Source organism: Francisella persica ATCC VR-331, assembly GCF_001653955.1.
Lineage (GTDB): Bacteria > Pseudomonadota > Gammaproteobacteria > Francisellales > Francisellaceae > Francisella > Francisella persica.
This window is the reverse complement of sequence record NZ_CP013022.1, coordinates 428,468-446,335: the sequence shown is the minus strand read 5'-3', so window position 1 is coordinate 446,335 and position 17,868 is coordinate 428,468. Positions and strand designations below refer to the sequence as shown.

Sequence of the window (17,868 nt, the reverse complement as noted above, 5' to 3'; positions counted from 1 at the left end):
CAAAAAACTTATAGCCATCTAAGTTACTATATCCTAAAGATTTTAGTGTTTTGTAAAATATGTTACCTTAGCTTACCGTGTTCATACTTATATTCTAAATCCTAAGATAGGTATCTAATGCAAGAAAGTTATATTAAAAAATATATTATGATAATTATTTGTATTATTACTATTTTGTTATCCCATTAGATACACTTAATAAGCAATAAGCTGAAGATAAATATTTAACAATATAAAAAAGCTAGATGAAAAATATAAAAAATAGCCGAGCAGCAGGATAATATAACTAAAAAAGAATGTGATAGCATTCCTCCTACAGAAAGAAGATAAAGCTAATCAAGTAGATCAGACGACTTCAAATAATCGCAAAGAAGATAAAAAAAAACAATAAATAATACTTGGAAAGGCACTTCTATAGGGTTAGGTGGAAGTATTGTAACTGGTAATAGTGCTACTACAAACTTAAATGCTGGAGTAAGTATCAACTGCAAGCCAATAGAAAAATGGCAAAGTAGTTTACTATTTAATTATTTATATAGTCATGATGATAATGTTTCTAATACTTCAAGTGTTAGAGTAAATAGAACATAATTAAGCCTCAATACTTTATGGAACTTTGATAAAATCAACGGTGTATATAGTAATTTAAATTTCTTGCGTGATGAGTTAGATATTTTTAGGTATGTTTTGATGGAATCGTTAGGTTATAAAAGATTTTTATATAAAAATGACAATATGTCGTTAAATATAACTGCAGGCCCAAGTTTGACACAAAATAAACTTGCTAGTACAGGTACTTTCTAGTGGTATTGGTGCACAATTCAGCTTACAGTATGTATGAAATTTTACAGAGAAGACAAGTTTTAGAGAAGAGTTTATCGTAAACTATTCTTACCAGAATAATAAAGTAAACCATAATGTTTTTATGTACCAAAACAACTTTATATTATTAGCTAATATATATAAAGACTCAAGTCTCCAGCTTCAATTTCAACTGAATGATATTAATTTACATATACATACTGCAGGTAAGAAACCAATAACAACAATTACAAAACTACCCCTTTAACATATATAAAAATGACTATGTTACGTAACTATGTAATTTTAAGTATAATTTCTTTCAAAAGAAATTATTAGATTGTTAACAAGGAATAGAGTGTTCTTACCTTTATATAAAACTACTATTTAAAAATATTTTGTACAACCATATTTACACTATTTAATCTTAATAGTTTTTTAATACTTACTATGTAGTAAAGTACTTATTTTATTGCATAGAATGTACACAAAATCACATAACTAAAATAGAGCAGTTTGGCTATAAGAGACTAGTCATGACTAAATTATAATCTTACTATTAACCATCTTTTATTTGTTTTTAGTTAGTTAATATTGTTATACAATTATAAAAATGACTTGTAGATAATTTAATTTGGGATCGAAAACGTTAGAAAATTTACAAACATTTTAAATGTAATTATGATATAATAAATACTTGTTATACTTAATTAGGTGTTGTTGAGCACCGCAAATATCAGTGTCTCCAAATGCTCCTGAAGTATGGGAATTGTAGCTTTTATTGCCAATGCTTACGGAAAGATTAATATGTTAATAATACCTTCTTTAGAAATACCGTACAGACTAGATATTTATGTAATAAATAGTAAACGCTAAATTCATATACTGCACCTACTTTGAAATCAGACGGTAAGCAAGGAAATGCTAAGTTTCCAGATATTTCTAGTTTAAAAATACTTTTAAACTTAGTAATTTATTACAATAGCCTTAAAAATTACTCTAACTCAAAAATGTAATTTTTACGAACTTTAAAAAAATACTTAGAAGTTCATAGGTTTTTTTAATAAAAACTAAAGTTAAAACTAGATGGTTTTATTTTTTAGACTAACAAGAAAAAGTTCTAAAATGAACACTATCTTTTTTCAGTTAGCTCGAATATATAACTATACATATCTAGTTATGATATTATGAAGCAAGAAGTTTGTTAGCTCAGTATATTTTATATTCCTTAGAATTTGCTGTAAAAGATATATTCATATTAGTAATTGTAAATCACAATATGGCCGTATAAGGTTTTGTAAGGTTGAGTTTGCTATAATTATACAAAAATAAAAATAAATGTCAGATTTGAAACATGAAAAAGTTATTAAAAGTAGCTAGAGTATTTTCATTAATGGTTGGTTTATGCTATGCAGGAGTTGATAAACCTCTTGGCCTTTTAGTTGAAAGAGCAGCTTTAATGCAGGGTGTTGGAGTATGTAAGCATAAACTTTAGTCCTATCTATATGGTTTTGCAAAATGCTCAAAACTTAGCAAAATAGAATCATTTAGAGATTAACTCATTTCTAACTTTTATTCAGCTACAAGTGGATTTATATAAACAAATAAAGGATTACTATTGGAAGAATGTAACCCAGTAACAGCTTGAGCAAAAAAGTTCAGATTGTTTAGCTAACTATCGCGATAGGATTTAAAAAAGTTGATGAGCAACTTTATCCAATGATAAGTAAAAGTGTTAAAGTGATTGTAAAGGATAAAGAGCTAGTTACGAAACTTAGCGAACTTGTTAAAAAAGCAAAATATTCACAGCATTACATTCCACAAGATCAGAATTATTTAAATTTGTTATCAAGTAGCTTACAAAATATTTTAAAAGCTAAGTAATAACAACAAAGTCAAAATATAGTTTACTATTACCACAAATTAAATTAATATATAGTTTCAACATCAATTAATCATTTGAAAAACTCAATGAAAATAATGTTATCAGCAGATGGCATCTCTAAGTCAGATTTAGATAAAATAGCTACTGTTTCGAAGTATGTTGACTGTGTTAAAATAGGTCATATCTTATGTTCAACGTTATCTTTTAAAGAAATTCATGAGCTAGTAGGCGACAAAGATATTTTCTTAGATTTTAAATTTCATGATATTCCAAATACAGTTAAAACAGCTATAGAAAACTATTCAAAAACTATTCCAAATTTCAAATACTTCACATTCCATGGCACTGCTAGTGATGAGATGGTCAAAGCTGCACTTACAGCAGATACTCAAGCTATACCATTAGCTGTGATTACACTAAGTAGTGATGCTAATTTTGATAAAACAGATAGTCTAGCAAAATTTGGCAGATGTTTGGATTTAGGAGTGGAAAACTTTATATGTCATCCACATTTAGTTGCTGATGTGCGAGCTAAGTTTGATGATAAGGATAAAATTAAGCTATATGTTCCAGGTGTAAGGCTTGAGAGTGATCTTAGTGATGATCATTTTAATGCACTAACTCCCCAAAAAGCTAAAGAACTTAGCGTCGACTACATTATCGTAGGCAGACCGCTATTGCGTGCTGATAATATCGTTGAGAAGTTAAAGAATTTGAGTGCTAAAAATGCAAAATAAAGATCTTAAGAGAATAATAATTTCTCCACCGTTTGGTAAGTATCTTAAATTTAAAGAGACTTCGAACGTTTATGGGTCTTTTACTGTAAATAGACGTTGGGGGCTTATCAAACAAGCAGTCAGAACCATTCGTAAAATAGAAAAAAACGCATGGCGTAATAAGATTGGTTTGCGTAATCCAGGTTTTGCAAATGCAAATCCACCTAAAAGAGCTCAAGATATAATATCTCTAGCAGCATTAAAAATAACAGACTGGCATAATTTTGCAAAAACTTTAAAACTACCAAAATTTGCAAATCATAAAAATATTGAGATTAATTTAGGTTGTCCAAATGCTAGTATTGTTGATTTCCCAGCTGAATTAGCGCCAATATTTGCTGGTAGAAATATCAGTATCAAAATGCCACCAACTGTCGATCACAATGCTAAAATAAGAGAATATCTTGCAGTAGGGATTACAACTTTTCATTTATGTAATACTATCCCAACAAATAAAGGGGGTATTTCAGGCTATCCACTACATGAGTACAGCTTACCAGCAATCAAAAAAGCTAGAGATGTGTTTGGCGATAGTATCACAATCATTGGCGGAGGTGGTATTTATACATTATACGATGCTAAGAAATACATAGAAGCTGGAGCAGATCATTTATCTCTAAGTTCAGTAATGTTTAATCCTATAAGGGGTAAAAAGTTAGTTAAAGAGATTAATAGCCTTTCTTTTTAAGTAACAATCTATCAGTATTTTTATAAGATTGCAGCAAAAAATCATCCATCCATCCTTATTACTGCTTTGAAATTCTCAATAAAAGTTTGCTTGTCTCCTTGAGAGATTTTTTTAGCATTGGAGTTTCCAAAATCAGCAAATTTAGCTGGGAAATCAACAATACTAGCATTTGGACAACCTAAATTAATCTCAATATTCTTATGTTTAACAAACAATCCTAAACAATAAACACTAAAGTGCTCAATATCTTGGATAAAAGTCATTGCCTCACCATTTATTTTCTTGGTACTAAACCAATTCTATATAGATCATTAATAAAATACTGATACTTATCTTGCTGTTTGCCATTTTGTTCCAAATATAGGATGTAGCCCAACCATAGGACCATTATAAATTAGTGAGCATAGTCTCAGCCTCTTTTTTTATACTAGTATAGTCAACAACTAATATAGTACCATATGAAATGGGTAAGGTATAGTTTGAGTACTACAATGTCTTGATTAGTTAGCTTTTGTTAAGGATTTTACCAATTACTTTCATCAAAAATAGCCAGTTTGTGTTCAGGCAAAAACTTACTAAAAATATTCTGAGTTATCTAAATCCATCTCACCATTGCCACCAATTATATAAACTTTCTTTTGCATATTTATAACTTAAAACTAAAAGTTACAGGACCATCATTAGTTAATGATACTTTCATATCTGCGCCAAATATTCCTGTTTGAACTTTGTTATATTTGTTTCTAAAGATATTTTCAAATTCTTTAAACTTCTGTTTCGCTATTTCATTAGGGCAACCACTACTAAAACTTGGTCTATTACCTTTTTTTGTATCAACTGCAAGGGTAAATTGCGGTACAATAATTATTTCTCCATAAATATCAGTTAGTGATAGATTCATCTTACCATCATAATCATCAAATAAGCGATACTTAAGGATTTTGTCAGCCATCTTTTCAAAATTTTGGTCAGTATCTTCATTTTCAATACAGACTAGTGCTAAGATACCTTTATTTATATCAGCAACTTTTTGATCATCAACTACTACATTTGCACAATTAACTCTTTGAATAATACTAAGCATACTATTTTTAGAAAATTTATAAATATTTTTAGATTGTATCAAAAAATAACTAATATGGTGGTATAAGACTTACTAGTGATGATTAATAAATAATAGCAGTTAGTAAAGTTCTCTAAAAGATAAATTAAATGATTAAATACTTTAAAGATGATTTCATTATAGAGATTTTACGTATAACTACCATAGTTTATTGGCGGCTTTTTTATTTCATACTTATTTGATCAAAATCACTTAAAACAATTACATTATAACACTTTAATAGTCGTTTTAGCTATGTCGGGTTTTTCAGCAATATAGGGGATTTTTTTGCGCTAAAGAGTCAGCAAAGTCTCTTAGTAGACAAGCTAGCAACTTTTATCAGCTACAGTCAGTTTTGTTTTCTATATAAACTATGAAAATTAAAACAATTATGATTAAATCACCTATAGAACCAGACATTATCAAAGAATCTTCCCTTAATCTCTACATAAGTTTCACCATTAGACTTGCAATAATCAATAGTTTTAATGCTTATAGGGTTTAATTTGTTTATACGGTTTGTATTAGTTCTTCATCTGTGATGCCTTTTGTACGATGTAATCACAAATAATAACCATTTTCTTCGTAATTTTTTTACATGATTGCTACCAGATAGTGTACCAAAAATAAAGCTAATTTCATTACCAATAGATTCTGGATGAAATGGTGCTTATAGGCTAGATGGTTTTTCAATATCGCATTTTTAATATCCACCAGATGTATATCTTGCAGAATTAAGACCTGTAATATGGTGGTGAGGTTGTATTGATAGCATTATTTTGCCAGTGAAGTTAGAAATAGTTTTAAAATTTGCGATGTTAACATCTTTATAGTAGTAACGGTCTTTTCTGTTTACCAAAAATATTTATAAACATCACACACTGCTCTAAAGATGCATTACTAGAACACTATTTATGCAACACTCTACTTGTCCTTGCTGGGCATCAAATACAGTATTCATAGAGTTCTCTATGGCGCTTAATACTGTGCTGACTAGATTATATTTTAGTAGGGAATTCTTTCTTGATGGTTTACGCATGCTTAGCATACAAAATAGTTATCATTTTTGCTACCTAGACTTGCTTGAGCTAAGTTTGGATCTACTATAAATTAGCTTTACACTATTTCTAAAGAAGGGCGTAAAGAATCCATAGTAATTTCAACCTGATTTTTTCTTAATTGGCACAGTCCAGCGACAATCATCTTTCCAACCATTCTTTTTGAGATAGTATTATTTACTATTTCAAATCTGTATTACTATCTGAAGTAAAGCCTGCTTTTAATACATCGATGTTTAGTTTGTCTACAAGGTCTGCGTACGTACGTAGTATTATCTTCAAAGACACGCCAGTTCCAGGAGACTGTTGACTATCTCTAAGAGTTGTATCAAAATATAATTTTTTTGCTTATCCATACCGGATTACCTATATGTAAGTTAGGATTAAAGATAGAGGAGATTTTTGCTGAGTAAGAGGAGTGATATTACTTTGAGATTTAATTTTTTGAGAAAATATAGGATAACAGACTCCAATAATACCTTATTATCACTGAATGCCTTGACTATAGAGCAACTGCTCTATACATGCTTTTGCATATACCTAATAACATGACTTGATTATCTTATACATTTTGCCTTTAGTGTAAACATAGTTTGGACATAAATACTGACTTTAAAAAATAATAAAAAGTTTTTGCCGAGAGGAAAATATTTTATCTATGATCAGCATATATCTTTGCTTGAGCTGCTGATAATCTTGCGATAGGAACTCTAAATGGAGAACAAGATACATAATCAAGATCTAAATCATGGCAAAAGCCAACAGAATACGGTTCACCACCATGTTCACCACATATACCCATCTTAGCATTAGGGTTTACAGCTTTGACACCTTCTTTAGCTATTTGCATTAGTTTACCAACTCCTTTAGGATCTAGTCTTGCAAATGGATCAAAGCTTAGTATACCTTTTTCAAGATAGTCTTTAATAAATTTATTAGCATCATCTCTACTAAAGCCAAATGTCATCTGAGTTAAATCGTTTGTACCAAATGAGAAAAACTCACTACCAGCTTCCGCAAGCATACCAGCGCCGATAGCACCACGCGGAGTTTCAAGCATTACACCAACTTTGTAATCAATATCAATTTTTTCACGCTTTAGAATAGTGTCAGCAACTTCTCTAACAATACCGCTTAAGAGTTTAAACTCACCAAGAGTACTAACTAGAGGAATCATAAGTTCTGGTTTAACTTCTATACCCATACGCTTACTTGATATTGCAGCATAGATGATAGCTTTAGTCTGCATTTCAATGATTTCAGGATATGTTACTGCTAATCTACAGCCACGATGACCCATCATAGGGTTTACTTCGCTAAGTGTCTCGATACGCGCTTCTAGTTCACTATAGCTAATATTAAACTCACGTGCTAGATCATTGATCTCATCTACTTCATGAGGTAAGAACTCATGTAACGGTGGATCGATAAATCTAATAGTTACTGCAAGGTTATCCATTGCTTCGAATAGCTCTTCAAAGTCTTGCTGTTGCACAGGAAGTAGCTTGTCTAAAGCTTTTTGCCTTTCTTTTTTATCTTTAGCCAAAATCATTTGTCTGACATAAGAGATACGATCTTCTCCAAAGAACATATGCTCTGTACGACACAGACCAATTCCCTCAGCACCATAAGCTCTAGCTACAGAAGCATCTTTGAAAGTATCAGCATTACATCTAACACGAAGTTTACGCACACTATCGACGAACTTCATAAAGTCTTCAAAATCTTTAGTAACTTCAGGATCGACAGTCTTAATAATGCCTCTATAGACAGTACCTTTAGTCCCATCAAGAGATAAGTAGTCACCTTCTGTAAATACTTGACCTCTTTCAAAGGTAATAGTTTTCTTTTCTTCATCAATTCTTGCTGATTCTAAACCAGATATGCAACATTTACCCATCCCGCGTGCAACAACAGCAGCGTGAGAAGTCATACCACCACGTAGAGTTAAAATACCATTACAAGCATTCATACCTGCGATATCTTCGGGTGATGTTTCAATCCTAACTAGGATAGTTTTCTCTTCTCCACGCGCTTTTGCTGCAAGTAGCGATTTAACGTCAAAATATATTCTACCACTAGCAGCACCAGGAGAGGCGCCAAGAGCTAAACCAAGATGACGTTTAGACGCTAAAGCTTTCTCATCAAATTTAGGATGTAATAATTGCTCTAATAAATGAGGCTCAACCATCATCACTGCTTCTTCATTTGTGATTAGACCTTCTTTAGCCATATCTACAGCAATTTTTAAAGCTGCTTTTGCAGTTCTTTTACCATTTCTTGTTTGTAGCATGAAAAGCTTACCATCTTCGATAGTAAACTCCATGTCTTGCATGTCTTTGTAAACTTTCTCTAAGTTTTTAGCAATTTTTACAAAATCATTAAATACTTCTGGCATTTTATTTTTTAAAGTTGAGATATGTGCTGGAGTTCTGACACCAGCTACGACATCCTCACCTTGAGCATTAATTAGGTATTCGCCAAAAAGCTCATTTTCACCAGTAGATGGATTTCTTGTAAAGGCTACCCCTGTCCCAGAATTATTACCAGAGTTCCCGTATACCATTTCTTGGATATTAACAGCTGTGCCCCAGTTATTTGAGATATTATTTATTTCTCTATAGATAATTGCTCTTTCAGCATTCCATGATTTAAAAACAGCTTCTACAGCAGCCAGGAGTTGCTCAACTGGATCAATAGGGAAGTCTTTACCAACTAAATCTTTATAAATTTTCTTATATTTTGCAACGATATCTTTGTAATCTTGAGCAGGCAGATCACAGTCATTTTTTACTTTTCGTTTTGCTTTTTTATATTCTAAAATTTTATCAAAAGGTTTCTTTTCACAACCCATAACAACACTAGCAAACATCATGATGAATCTTCTATAGCTATCATAAACAAATTGTTCATTATTTGTCTTTGCTACCATAGCTTTAGCAACTTCATCATTTAATCCTAGGTTAAGGACAGTATCCATCATCCCGGGCATAGAAACTCTTGCACCAGAGCGCACTGATACTAGTAGAGGATTGTTGTCACCACCAAAAATTTTACCACTTCTTTTCTCTAAATCTTTGATATGAGCAAATATTTGTTCTTTGACTTCACTACTTAACTTTTGGCGGTCATCATAGTACTTAAGACATGCTTCTGTAGTTACGGTAAATCCATCTGGTACAGGTAGACCACTGTTTAGCATTTCACTCAGGTTAGCACCTTTACCACCTAGCAAATCACGCATGGACTTATTGCCTTCACTAAAGGCATAGACAAACTTCTGCATAAAAACTCCTCCCAAGTTTTTTGTAAATTAATTTGAAGCTAAGCATGCTCTCAAGCATACCTAAACCTAATCATAGCATATTTATTGTGGTGGATTAAAGATTTTGTTAGGTAATTATTAAAAATATAAAGACTCGGAATGCTCGCTTTAAATCATTTTTATAAGCAGAAGATACTATTAAGAGCATTTTTTACTACTACAACTAGAGCAGCCAGTTAGATTTGCAACGAAATTTATTTTTGTTGATAAATATTTCATTAAGAAAACAATTCCAATGATGTATACCATAGCTAGACTAATACAAATGATAGAGCTACTAGGATGCGCAGCTATATTGAGTAATTGATAAACAACAATAGCAGCTACATATGCAATAGAGACACTCCAAAGTACCGACAAAATTGCCCAGCCACGCGTTGATTCTCTTACCATTGCTCCAACAACAGAAATACAAGGTATATATAATAATACAAAGAGTAGGTAAGCAAAAGCAGCTGATAGTGAACCAAATTTTGTTACCATATTTCCCATCGCACCATTATCCATCTTAGCATCAGCTTTACTAGCTTCTATTGGGTTTATAAGAGTCGCTAGATCTATACCTTTGATATTATCAACAGTAGTACTCCAAGACTCTTTGATACTATCTATTAGGCTAAACTTATTAGGAATGACATTATTCTCACCTTGAGTGTAAATTGTATTTAATGTTCCAACCACAACCTCTTTAGCAAGTGTGCCAGTTATTAGGCCTACAGTTGCTGGCCAGTTATTATCATTTATACCCATAGGGTTTAGAATTGGCGTGATTTTTTTACCAACATATTCAAGTGCTGTGGTTTTATTGCCAATATATATACTATTTAAGCTACCGACAATTATAGCTACAGGAACAATAACTTTACCAGCTCTAATTAAGAATGACTTTAGTCTATTCCAGCTATAGATTATCACTGTTTTAAATGATGGCGTATGATAGTTTGGAATATCCAAAATAAATGGTGCTGTGTCACCTTTAAAAAATGTTAATTTAATAATGTAACCAGTAATTATAGCTCCAATTATTCCGGATAAATATAGCAAGAATATTATAGTAGCGCCATTATGAGGAAAGAATGCACTAGCAAATACCGAGAATATCGCAAGCCTTGCACCACAAGACATAAATGGCGACATCATTAAAGTCATCAATCGATCTTTGCGTATTTCTAAAGTTCTAGCTGCCATAATCGAAGCGACATTGCAACCAAAGCCAACAATTAGTGGCACAAAAGCTCTACCAGATAAACCAATCGATTGCATGAATCTATCCATAACAAAAGCAGCTCTAGACATATAGCCAGAGTCTTCTAGTATTGATAAAAATATAAATAAAAAACCAATTTGAGGAATAAATCCTAGTACGGTATTGATACCTGTCCCGAAGCCATTTGCAAGAATACCTGTAACAGGTGTAGGTAGACCCAGTATATTTGAGTAATATGCCAAGCCATCCACAAAAATAGCATGAGATAAATCATCGAACATTGGCTGTATTGCCCCACCTAATGTAATTGAAAATAAAAACATCAGATACATCATCAATAAAAATATTGGTATCCCTAAATATTTATTCATGCAAAGTGCATCGAGAGTTTTGGTAAAGTTAAAGCGAGAAACCTTTTTATTTTCAGTAATGCTAGCTACAATTTCAGCGACAGCATTATATCTAAATTTAGCAACATCAATTTGAGGTTTTGCTTGAAAGGAAATCTTTAGCTGATCTAATTGACTATCTGTGATCTCTTGTGATAGTTGTAGCTCTCTACCATCAAGTAGTTCAGTAGCAAGCCATAGACTACCAATATCATAATTTCTTAGTGTAGTTATTTGTTGCTCTAAATTAGAGACTAACTCTGGATAGTAACTTTTTAGGTTAAAACTAGAGACTTTTTGCTGATCTGCTAGGGTCTCTTTTAACTCTTTGATACCAATACCTTTTGCAGCAACACTTGGTAAAATCTTACAACCTAGTGTCTTCTCTAATTTATCATAGTGGATAATTAACCCTTTTTTATTTGCAACATCGATCATATTAACCACTAATATAACCGGTAGCCCAAGCTCAATAAGCTGCATAGTTAGATAAAGACTTCTATTTAAATTAGAAGCATCAACAACATTAATAATAGCATTTGGTTTTTCTTTAACTATGAAAGAATAAGCTATTTTTTCATCAATAGAGTTTGCATCTGATACTGATAATGAATAAATTCCCGGAATATCAACGACTTCAATTTTTTTATCTTTTGAGTTTAAAAAACCTATTTTTTTATCAACGGTTACTCCAGACCAGTTACCAACTTTTTGGTTAAGTCCTGTCAGGGCGTTAAAAATTGTTGTCTTACCGCAATTTGGATTGCCAACTAAAGCATATTTCATAATAAGTTCTCAGGGATTTATAGTATAGATTCTCTAAAGAATGTGGGATGATTATATCAAAATTATTATTAATTGGTAGATATAATAATGATAATTATTATTAAATATTTTATTACGATGTTTGAATGCTTAATGTTATGACTATATGGTTATCATTATAAATTATGTCACATTAAGCATAAGCTTTTATTAATTACTGAAGATAACTTTACCTTAATACCTTTTTGATTGTGGTAAAGTTGCAGTTATTTTTGAGCAAACATCTGAAAAAGCATTCTCATTATTATATATTTTTATTTGAGTCACTATAAATGAAATATAGAGCTTTTGAGTGTTACTGAAGAACTGATCATTATTGCGATAATAAGTTAAAATAGCGGTCGCAACTTTATATTTTATCGCATCAAAACTAAAGATGCTTGAGTATCATTATTCCGATCATTGATAAATGCTTGATATTTATCACTATGAATGATACATCTGGTATGCTTGTCGTGTCTTGGGTTTTTGCCTTGGTATCAGCTATTTTGCGCTGTTGTTGTTTATAAGCTAATTCTTGAGTTATTTGTTTATCATCAGTCAATATCTGATTTTGGTATGCTTCAGCTGCTTGTTGCTGCAGAGTCGTTTTTTGCCATATCTCATCAGATATACCAAGATGGTGCATCATACAACTAGCTACTAATAAGCTAACAGTCTTATTAATAATATAAAATAGTATTTTTCATTTGTTATAATTTTTAAATTGATAAAAGTTTTTGTCGGTAAAATTTCAGCTCAGCAATTGATTCACGAATATCATCTAAAGCTTTATGAGTATTTTTTTTCTCAAAAACTTTACCATCGCCCCAATACTGATTAAGTAGTTTTAGGGTCGTGACATCTAGCATTCTATAGTGACAGTAATCATCTATCTTTGGCATATATTTTGCAAGAAATCTCCTGTCTTGCCAAATTGAATTACCGCATAAAGGTGAGCTTTGGTACGGTACAAACTTTTTTATAAATTCTAAGACCTGTTGTTCTGCAGCTTCTGTAGAGATTTCACTATCTTTAACTCTTTGTGTAAGACCTGTTTCACCATGATTTTTTATACACCACTCATTCATAGTGGCTAAAACTTCATTAGGTTGATAGATTGCAATTGGCTCAGCTTCAGCAATTATATTCAGGTCTTTATTGGTAATAATTGAGGCTATTTCGATAATTCTACAGTTATCAACATCAAGACCTGTCATTTCAAGATCAATCCAAATTAGATTATCTGATTGCATGCTTAATCCTTGACTCTGGATACATAAGTTGATGTTCTCGTATCAACTTTTATAACCTCACCAGTTTGTACAAAAAGAGGAACTCTAATAACAGCACCAGTTGATAGTGTTGCAGGTTTACCTCCTGTTCCAGCAGTATCACCTTTTAAACCATGATCTGTTTCTACGATCTCAAGGTTTACAAAATTTGGCGCAATAATTGAAATAATCTGACCATTAAAAAGAACTACTTTATATTCATCTTGATCTTTAAGCCATTTTTTTGTCTCACCAAGAGCTTCTTCAGAAACCATATATTGCTCAAATGTCTCAGGGTGTATAAATACATAGCTATCGCCATCAAAGTATGAATATATAGTTGTTAGTTCCTCTACATCTGCGGCTTCTACAGATTCACCAGATTTAAAAGTTTTTTCAACTACTCTGTTATTAAGCAAGTTTTTAAGCTTAACTCTATTAAATGCTTGACCTTTACCAGGCTTGACAAACTCATTCTCAACTATAACCATTGGATTACCGTCAATTAAAACTTTTAAGCCACCTTTAAACTCATTAGTACTATAACTAGCCATTTTAAATAATCCTCAACGTGTTTTTATAATAAAATAAATTAATTCCAACATTCAGCAGGGGTTTTATTAACTATGCCACCATTAACCTCAATCTCAATATGTGTACATGGTGTATCAGCTGTTTGTGCGCCTTGTGCTGTAGCTGTTATTGCATAGCTTACATTAGGGCATTGTTGTTCTCCAGAACAATACGTAAGGTTATAATAATTATTTTGTGTATTTGCGTGATAAAAACTACTGATGTTACTCCCTGAAGGAAAATAACCATAGCGGATTTCATAATTATCAGCGGCACTTGCAGCAGATAATATTTCTGATGTTGCTTCACTACGGTGGTTTCTTAGTAGATAGTTGTTATATATAGGTATACCTATAGATGCAAGAATAGCTATGATTGCTATTACTACCATTAATTCAACTAAAGAAAAGCCTTTTTTATCTAACATTTATAAAAGCCCTAATATATTTGAGGCTCGCCGTTTGGTCTAGTTCTGTAGCGACGATGTTGCCACAAGTATTGTTCTGGATATTTTCTTACAGCATCCTCTAGGAATTTATTTGTCATTTCAGCATCTTTATAGGCGTCTCCTGTAAACCCGAAAGGTTCTCCAGTAACTATTTTATATTTTTTTAGACATTTTTCTCTAACATAGTATGCAGGAATTACAATAGCTCCTGTCTTTTGTGCAAGCCAAGGAGTCACAGTTAAAGTCGAGCATAATTTTCCAAAGAAAGGAGCAAACACTGAATTTTCTAATCCAGTGCTTTCTAAGCCAAAGTCTTGATCAGGAGCGTACCACATCGTATAACCTTTTTTTAGACTTCTAATCACAGAAACAAAGTTTTTACTGTCAAGACATTTGTACAGACTTCTTTCACGATATTCTTTAATTAAATCTTCTATAAGGTCATTACTATTTTTTTGATACATTACTGTAAAAGGTGGGAACTCTTGCCCCATATATCTACCAATTATCTCGATACAATGAAAGTGAAAACCTAAGATAATTAGTTTTTTTTCAGGGTCGTTGTGATATTTTTCGAATCTTTCCCTAGAGCCTGATTCCCATTCAAACTCTATCTTATTAAACCTTTTTTTAGAAAGAAACCATGCTGCTGTGGTCTCAGCCCCAGATAGTACCATAGAATAATAACTTTTTTTAACTAGTTTTTTTATTTCTTTATTAGATTTCTCAGGAAATGCTATCTTAAGGTTTTCCCGAGTGATATCATTCCGACCTTTTAAAAAAGGTTTAATGATAAATCCAATAGCTAAAACTATGTATTTATGAGTAAACAGAGGTAATTTAGAGCCGCAGTTCATTATACCAACTACAATCCAAATCCCCCAATTTTTAGGACTAAGCTTGTTATTATTCATTTGTTTCTTAACATTCAAACGCTACTGATATTTTAACATACACTTTGGCAATCATAAATACTAATAAATTTTTTCTTCGCCTGGCGGCCTTGTTTTATATCGACGATGTTGCCATAGATATTGTTCCGGGTGTTTTTTAATTATTTCCTCAAGAGTTTTGTTCGTTAATAAAGCATCTTTGGATTCATCGCCGCTAAATGTTATAGGCTCTCCGGTTATAATTCTATATCCAGAGAGATCTGGCTTTCTGATATAGTAGGCTGGAATAACAGTAGCGTTTGTTTTTTTTGCTAACCATGGTGTTACGGTTAGGGTTGTACAAAGCTTGCCAAAAAATGGTGAAAAAACCATATGTTCTCTAAAATCCTGATCTGGAGCATACCACAATGAAACTTTTCTTTTTAAGCTTTTGATAACCGCAATGATATTTTTTCTTTGAAAACATTCACTAACATACTTTTTGCGAGATGATGTAATGATGTATTCCATCAGAGGGTTTTTATGATATTGGTACATTACAGTAAAAGGACTGTAGTTCTCACCGATATAGCGACCAGCTATCTCAAGGCAGTGAAAATGAAAACCTAGTACCAGAAGGGTTTTATCTTTATCATAATGAATTTCATCAAATGATCTTAGATCGTTATCAAAAGGGATTTTGCTAAAATTCTTTTTGGTCATAAACCATGCAATTAGACTTTCAAAACCAGCCATACTTGCTGATTTGTAACTTGCGTCGGCTAGTTTTTTTATTTCTTGATATGATTTTTCAGGGAAAGCAATCTTAAGATTAGTTACGGCTATTTGTTGGCGTTTTTTGAGTAGTGGCTTTGCTAAGTAGCTAATAGCAACTGCAAGATGCATTAGTATTTTGTATGGAAGTATATTTACTGTAATCTTTGCAATCCAGATTACAATCCATACACCCCAATATTTTGGTTTAAGTAGAGATTTATTCATGTATATTTATTTTTTATGAGTAGCCTGATAATGTCTTGTAATAATCCACTGTTGTGAAATACTGATTAAGTTGTTTGTCAGCCAGTATAGCACTAGACCAGATGGGAATGATGCAAATAAGAATGTAAATACTATTGGTAAGAACATCATTACCTTTGCTTGCATAGGATCAGCAGGAGCTGGTGATAATTTTTGTTGTAAAAACATTGATAATCCCATTAGCACCGGAAGTACAAAATAAGGATCTTTCATCGATAGATCATGAATCCAGAAGATGAAAGGAGCTTGTCTTAGTTCTACAGATTCAAGTAATACCCAGTACAATGAGATGAAAATAGGAATCTGTATAAGCATAGGTAGACAGCCGCTAAGTGGGTTTACTTTCTCCTCTTTATACAGTTCCATCATTTTTTTACCTAGAACTTGACGATCATCTTTGTATGTTTCTTGTAAACGTTTAATTCTAGGCTGTAGCATTTTCATTTTTGCTATAGAACGATAGCTCTTTGTAGAAAGAGGATAGAAAATAAGCTTAATTAAACAAGTTACTAAAATAATTGCTAAGCCCCAGTTACCAACTAGAGAATGTATATGATTCATAACCCAGAAAATTATTTCTGAGAAGAAAGACAACATTCCATAGTCAAGAGTTTTTTCTAGATTTGGTGCTAAGTCTACTAAGTTATCCTTGATTATTGGACCAGTATACAAAATAGAAGAGATATTTTCTGATTGGTTTGGTGCTATTGTAGCGCCTGTAAATGCTCCTGCCTCAAATACATCACCATTTAGGTTCTTATAATAGATTTTTGCATTAGTAGATTGTGGTATCCAAGCACTCACAAAATAATGTTGTAAAAACGCAACCCAACCTTGACCATTACTATTTATAACTGTTGGCTGACCATTAGTTTTTGAGATGTCTTTGAAGGATTCTTTTCTGAAGCTATCTTTAGCTGTAGAGTATGCAACACCTTTAAAAGTATAGCTATGAGCATTTAGTAAACTAAAGCTATCACCAGCAGGATCAAAATCTCTAGTAAGTGAGTCATCAACGATGAAATTAACTGGTGCTGATGTTGTGTTTGTGATACTTTGTGATACTGTTATATTGTATTTAGTATCATCAAAGGTATAAGTTCTAGTTACTTGTAAGCCATCGGCGTTACCAGTTAAAGTTAGAATATGTTTACCACTTTCAGTTTTGATACCTTGGTCTTCGAAGTTGATGCTGATAGGCTGCTTATTTATAACTACCGTGCTCTTAGCAATATATTCAGAACCTGGTTTATCTGTAAGTAGATTCATTGGAGTCTTATCATAAAGACTGACACTATAGTCCTTTAATGACGCTGATATTATTGCACCATCTAGTAGACTAACTTTCAAATTCTTGAAAACGCCAGTATTAATCGTGATAATTTTAGCATTATTATATTTAGAAAAATTAGTTTCTTTAGCTAGAGATTTTTTTGCATCAGTCACAGTTACATTAGTGTTTGTGTTTGGGTCTATATCGTCGTAGTGACTATTGTTTTGTGTTTCTGATGTTTGCTGTTTAGTATCAGTAGGAGGGAATGTTTGCTTCCATTTTCCCATCAATGAGATAAACATTATTGCTATTGTGACTAACAGTAATATTCTTATATGATTAGCTTTCATTG

Annotated in this window: 12 protein-coding genes and 4 pseudogenes; 4 read left to right on the top strand and 12 right to left on the bottom strand. The window is 32.0% G+C overall.

Annotated features, from left to right (window positions below; genetic code table 11):
* Positions 1-387: 387 nt before the first annotated feature.
* From FSC845_RS08565 to FSC845_RS02210, 4 genes and pseudogenes are all read left to right on the top strand, one after another.
* Positions 388-804, top strand: a pseudogene (locus tag FSC845_RS08565) (DUF481 domain-containing protein).
* Between the two features lie 1,351 nt (positions 805-2,155).
* Positions 2,156-2,685 (top strand): annotated as a pseudogene (locus FSC845_RS02220) (chorismate mutase).
* 75 nt (positions 2,686-2,760) lie between these two features.
* Positions 2,761-3,423 carry an orotidine 5'-phosphate decarboxylase gene (locus FSC845_RS02215; RefSeq protein ID WP_144416521.1) on the top strand — a complete coding sequence of 221 codons (663 nt, stop codon included), beginning with the start codon at positions 2,761-2,763 and terminating at the stop codon, positions 3,421-3,423.
* On the top strand, positions 3,413-4,150 hold the full coding sequence (locus FSC845_RS02210; RefSeq protein WP_064461581.1) for a beta/alpha barrel domain-containing protein: 738 nt from the start codon (positions 3,413-3,415) through the stop codon (positions 4,148-4,150). Before FSC845_RS02215 ends, FSC845_RS02210 begins: the two co-directional genes overlap by 11 nt.
* Here FSC845_RS02210 and FSC845_RS09545 read toward each other — a convergent pair.
* From FSC845_RS09545 to yidC, 12 genes and pseudogenes are all read right to left on the bottom strand, one after another.
* Positions 4,131-4,794, bottom strand: a pseudogene (locus FSC845_RS09545) (prephenate dehydrogenase). The gene FSC845_RS02210 and the pseudogene FSC845_RS09545 overlap by 20 nt on opposite strands.
* 2 nt (positions 4,795-4,796) lie before the next feature.
* A complete protein-coding gene (gene dtd / locus FSC845_RS02200; protein WP_064461795.1) occupies positions 4,797-5,234 on the bottom strand; it encodes a D-aminoacyl-tRNA deacylase in 438 nt (145 codons plus the stop codon).
* Between the two features lie 588 nt (positions 5,235-5,822).
* Positions 5,823-6,666: pseudogene (locus FSC845_RS09540) on the bottom strand (2-isopropylmalate synthase); the annotation flags it as partial.
* A gap of 296 nt (positions 6,667-6,962) precedes the next feature.
* Positions 6,963-9,596, bottom strand: a complete 2,634-nt coding sequence (gene ppdK / locus FSC845_RS02195; RefSeq protein ID WP_064461580.1) for a pyruvate, phosphate dikinase — start codon at positions 9,594-9,596, stop codon at positions 6,963-6,965.
* A gap of 177 nt (positions 9,597-9,773) precedes the next feature.
* Positions 9,774-12,017: a Fe(2+) transporter permease subunit FeoB gene (gene feoB / locus FSC845_RS02190; RefSeq protein WP_064461579.1), complete on the bottom strand. Its 2,244-nt coding sequence runs from the start codon at positions 12,015-12,017 to the stop codon at positions 9,774-9,776.
* 409 nt (positions 12,018-12,426) lie between these two features.
* On the bottom strand, positions 12,427-12,687 hold the full coding sequence (locus tag FSC845_RS08555; RefSeq protein WP_227806626.1) for a hypothetical protein: 261 nt from the start codon (positions 12,685-12,687) through the stop codon (positions 12,427-12,429).
* A gap of 70 nt (positions 12,688-12,757) precedes the next feature.
* On the bottom strand, positions 12,758-13,291 hold the full coding sequence (gene orn / locus FSC845_RS02180) for an oligoribonuclease (protein ID WP_064461578.1): 534 nt from the start codon (positions 13,289-13,291) through the stop codon (positions 12,758-12,760).
* A 2-nt stretch (positions 13,292-13,293) separates the two neighbouring features.
* Positions 13,294-13,863 (bottom strand): elongation factor P, encoded by a 570-nt coding sequence (efp, locus tag FSC845_RS02175; RefSeq protein WP_064461577.1) that lies wholly within the window; start codon positions 13,861-13,863, stop codon positions 13,294-13,296.
* 38 nt (positions 13,864-13,901) lie between these two features.
* Positions 13,902-14,309 (bottom strand): type IV pilin protein, encoded by a 408-nt coding sequence (locus FSC845_RS02170; RefSeq protein WP_064461576.1) that lies wholly within the window; start codon positions 14,307-14,309, stop codon positions 13,902-13,904.
* A gap of 11 nt (positions 14,310-14,320) precedes the next feature.
* A complete protein-coding gene (locus FSC845_RS02165) occupies positions 14,321-15,244 on the bottom strand; it encodes a lysophospholipid acyltransferase family protein (protein WP_064461575.1) in 924 nt (307 codons plus the stop codon).
* Positions 15,245-15,304: 60 nt separating this feature from the next.
* Positions 15,305-16,204: an LpxL/LpxP family acyltransferase gene (locus tag FSC845_RS02160; protein ID WP_064461574.1), complete on the bottom strand. Its 900-nt coding sequence runs from the start codon at positions 16,202-16,204 to the stop codon at positions 15,305-15,307.
* 6 nt (positions 16,205-16,210) lie between these two features.
* Positions 16,211-17,866: a membrane protein insertase YidC gene (yidC, locus tag FSC845_RS02155; RefSeq protein ID WP_064461573.1), complete on the bottom strand. Its 1,656-nt coding sequence runs from the start codon at positions 17,864-17,866 to the stop codon at positions 16,211-16,213.
* Positions 17,867-17,868 lie beyond the last annotated feature (2 nt).

Bases quoted from the DNA above. Each gene is read 5' to 3' on its own strand.
- FSC845_RS02210 (WP_064461581.1), top strand. From the start codon at position 3,413: ATGCAAAATAAAGATCTTAAGAGAATAATAATTTCTCCACCGTTTGGT.
- dtd (WP_064461795.1), bottom strand. From the start codon at position 5,234: ATGCTTAGTATTATTCAAAGAGTTAATTGTGCAAATGTAGTAGTTGAT.
- ppdK (WP_064461580.1), bottom strand. From the start codon at position 9,596: ATGCAGAAGTTTGTCTATGCCTTTAGTGAAGGCAATAAGTCCATGCGT.
- feoB (WP_064461579.1), bottom strand. From the start codon at position 12,017: ATGAAATATGCTTTAGTTGGCAATCCAAATTGCGGTAAGACAACAATT.
- FSC845_RS08555 (WP_227806626.1), bottom strand. From the start codon at position 12,687: ATGATGCACCATCTTGGTATATCTGATGAGATATGGCAAAAAACGACT.
- orn (WP_064461578.1), bottom strand. From the start codon at position 13,291: ATGCAATCAGATAATCTAATTTGGATTGATCTTGAAATGACAGGTCTT.
- efp (WP_064461577.1), bottom strand. From the start codon at position 13,863: ATGGCTAGTTATAGTACTAATGAGTTTAAAGGTGGCTTAAAAGTTTTA.
- FSC845_RS02170 (WP_064461576.1), bottom strand. From the start codon at position 14,309: ATGTTAGATAAAAAAGGCTTTTCTTTAGTTGAATTAATGGTAGTAATA.
- FSC845_RS02165 (WP_064461575.1), bottom strand. From the start codon at position 15,244: ATGAATAATAACAAGCTTAGTCCTAAAAATTGGGGGATTTGGATTGTA.
- FSC845_RS02160 (WP_064461574.1), bottom strand. From the start codon at position 16,204: ATGAATAAATCTCTACTTAAACCAAAATATTGGGGTGTATGGATTGTA.
- yidC (WP_064461573.1), bottom strand. From the start codon at position 17,866: ATGAAAGCTAATCATATAAGAATATTACTGTTAGTCACAATAGCAATA.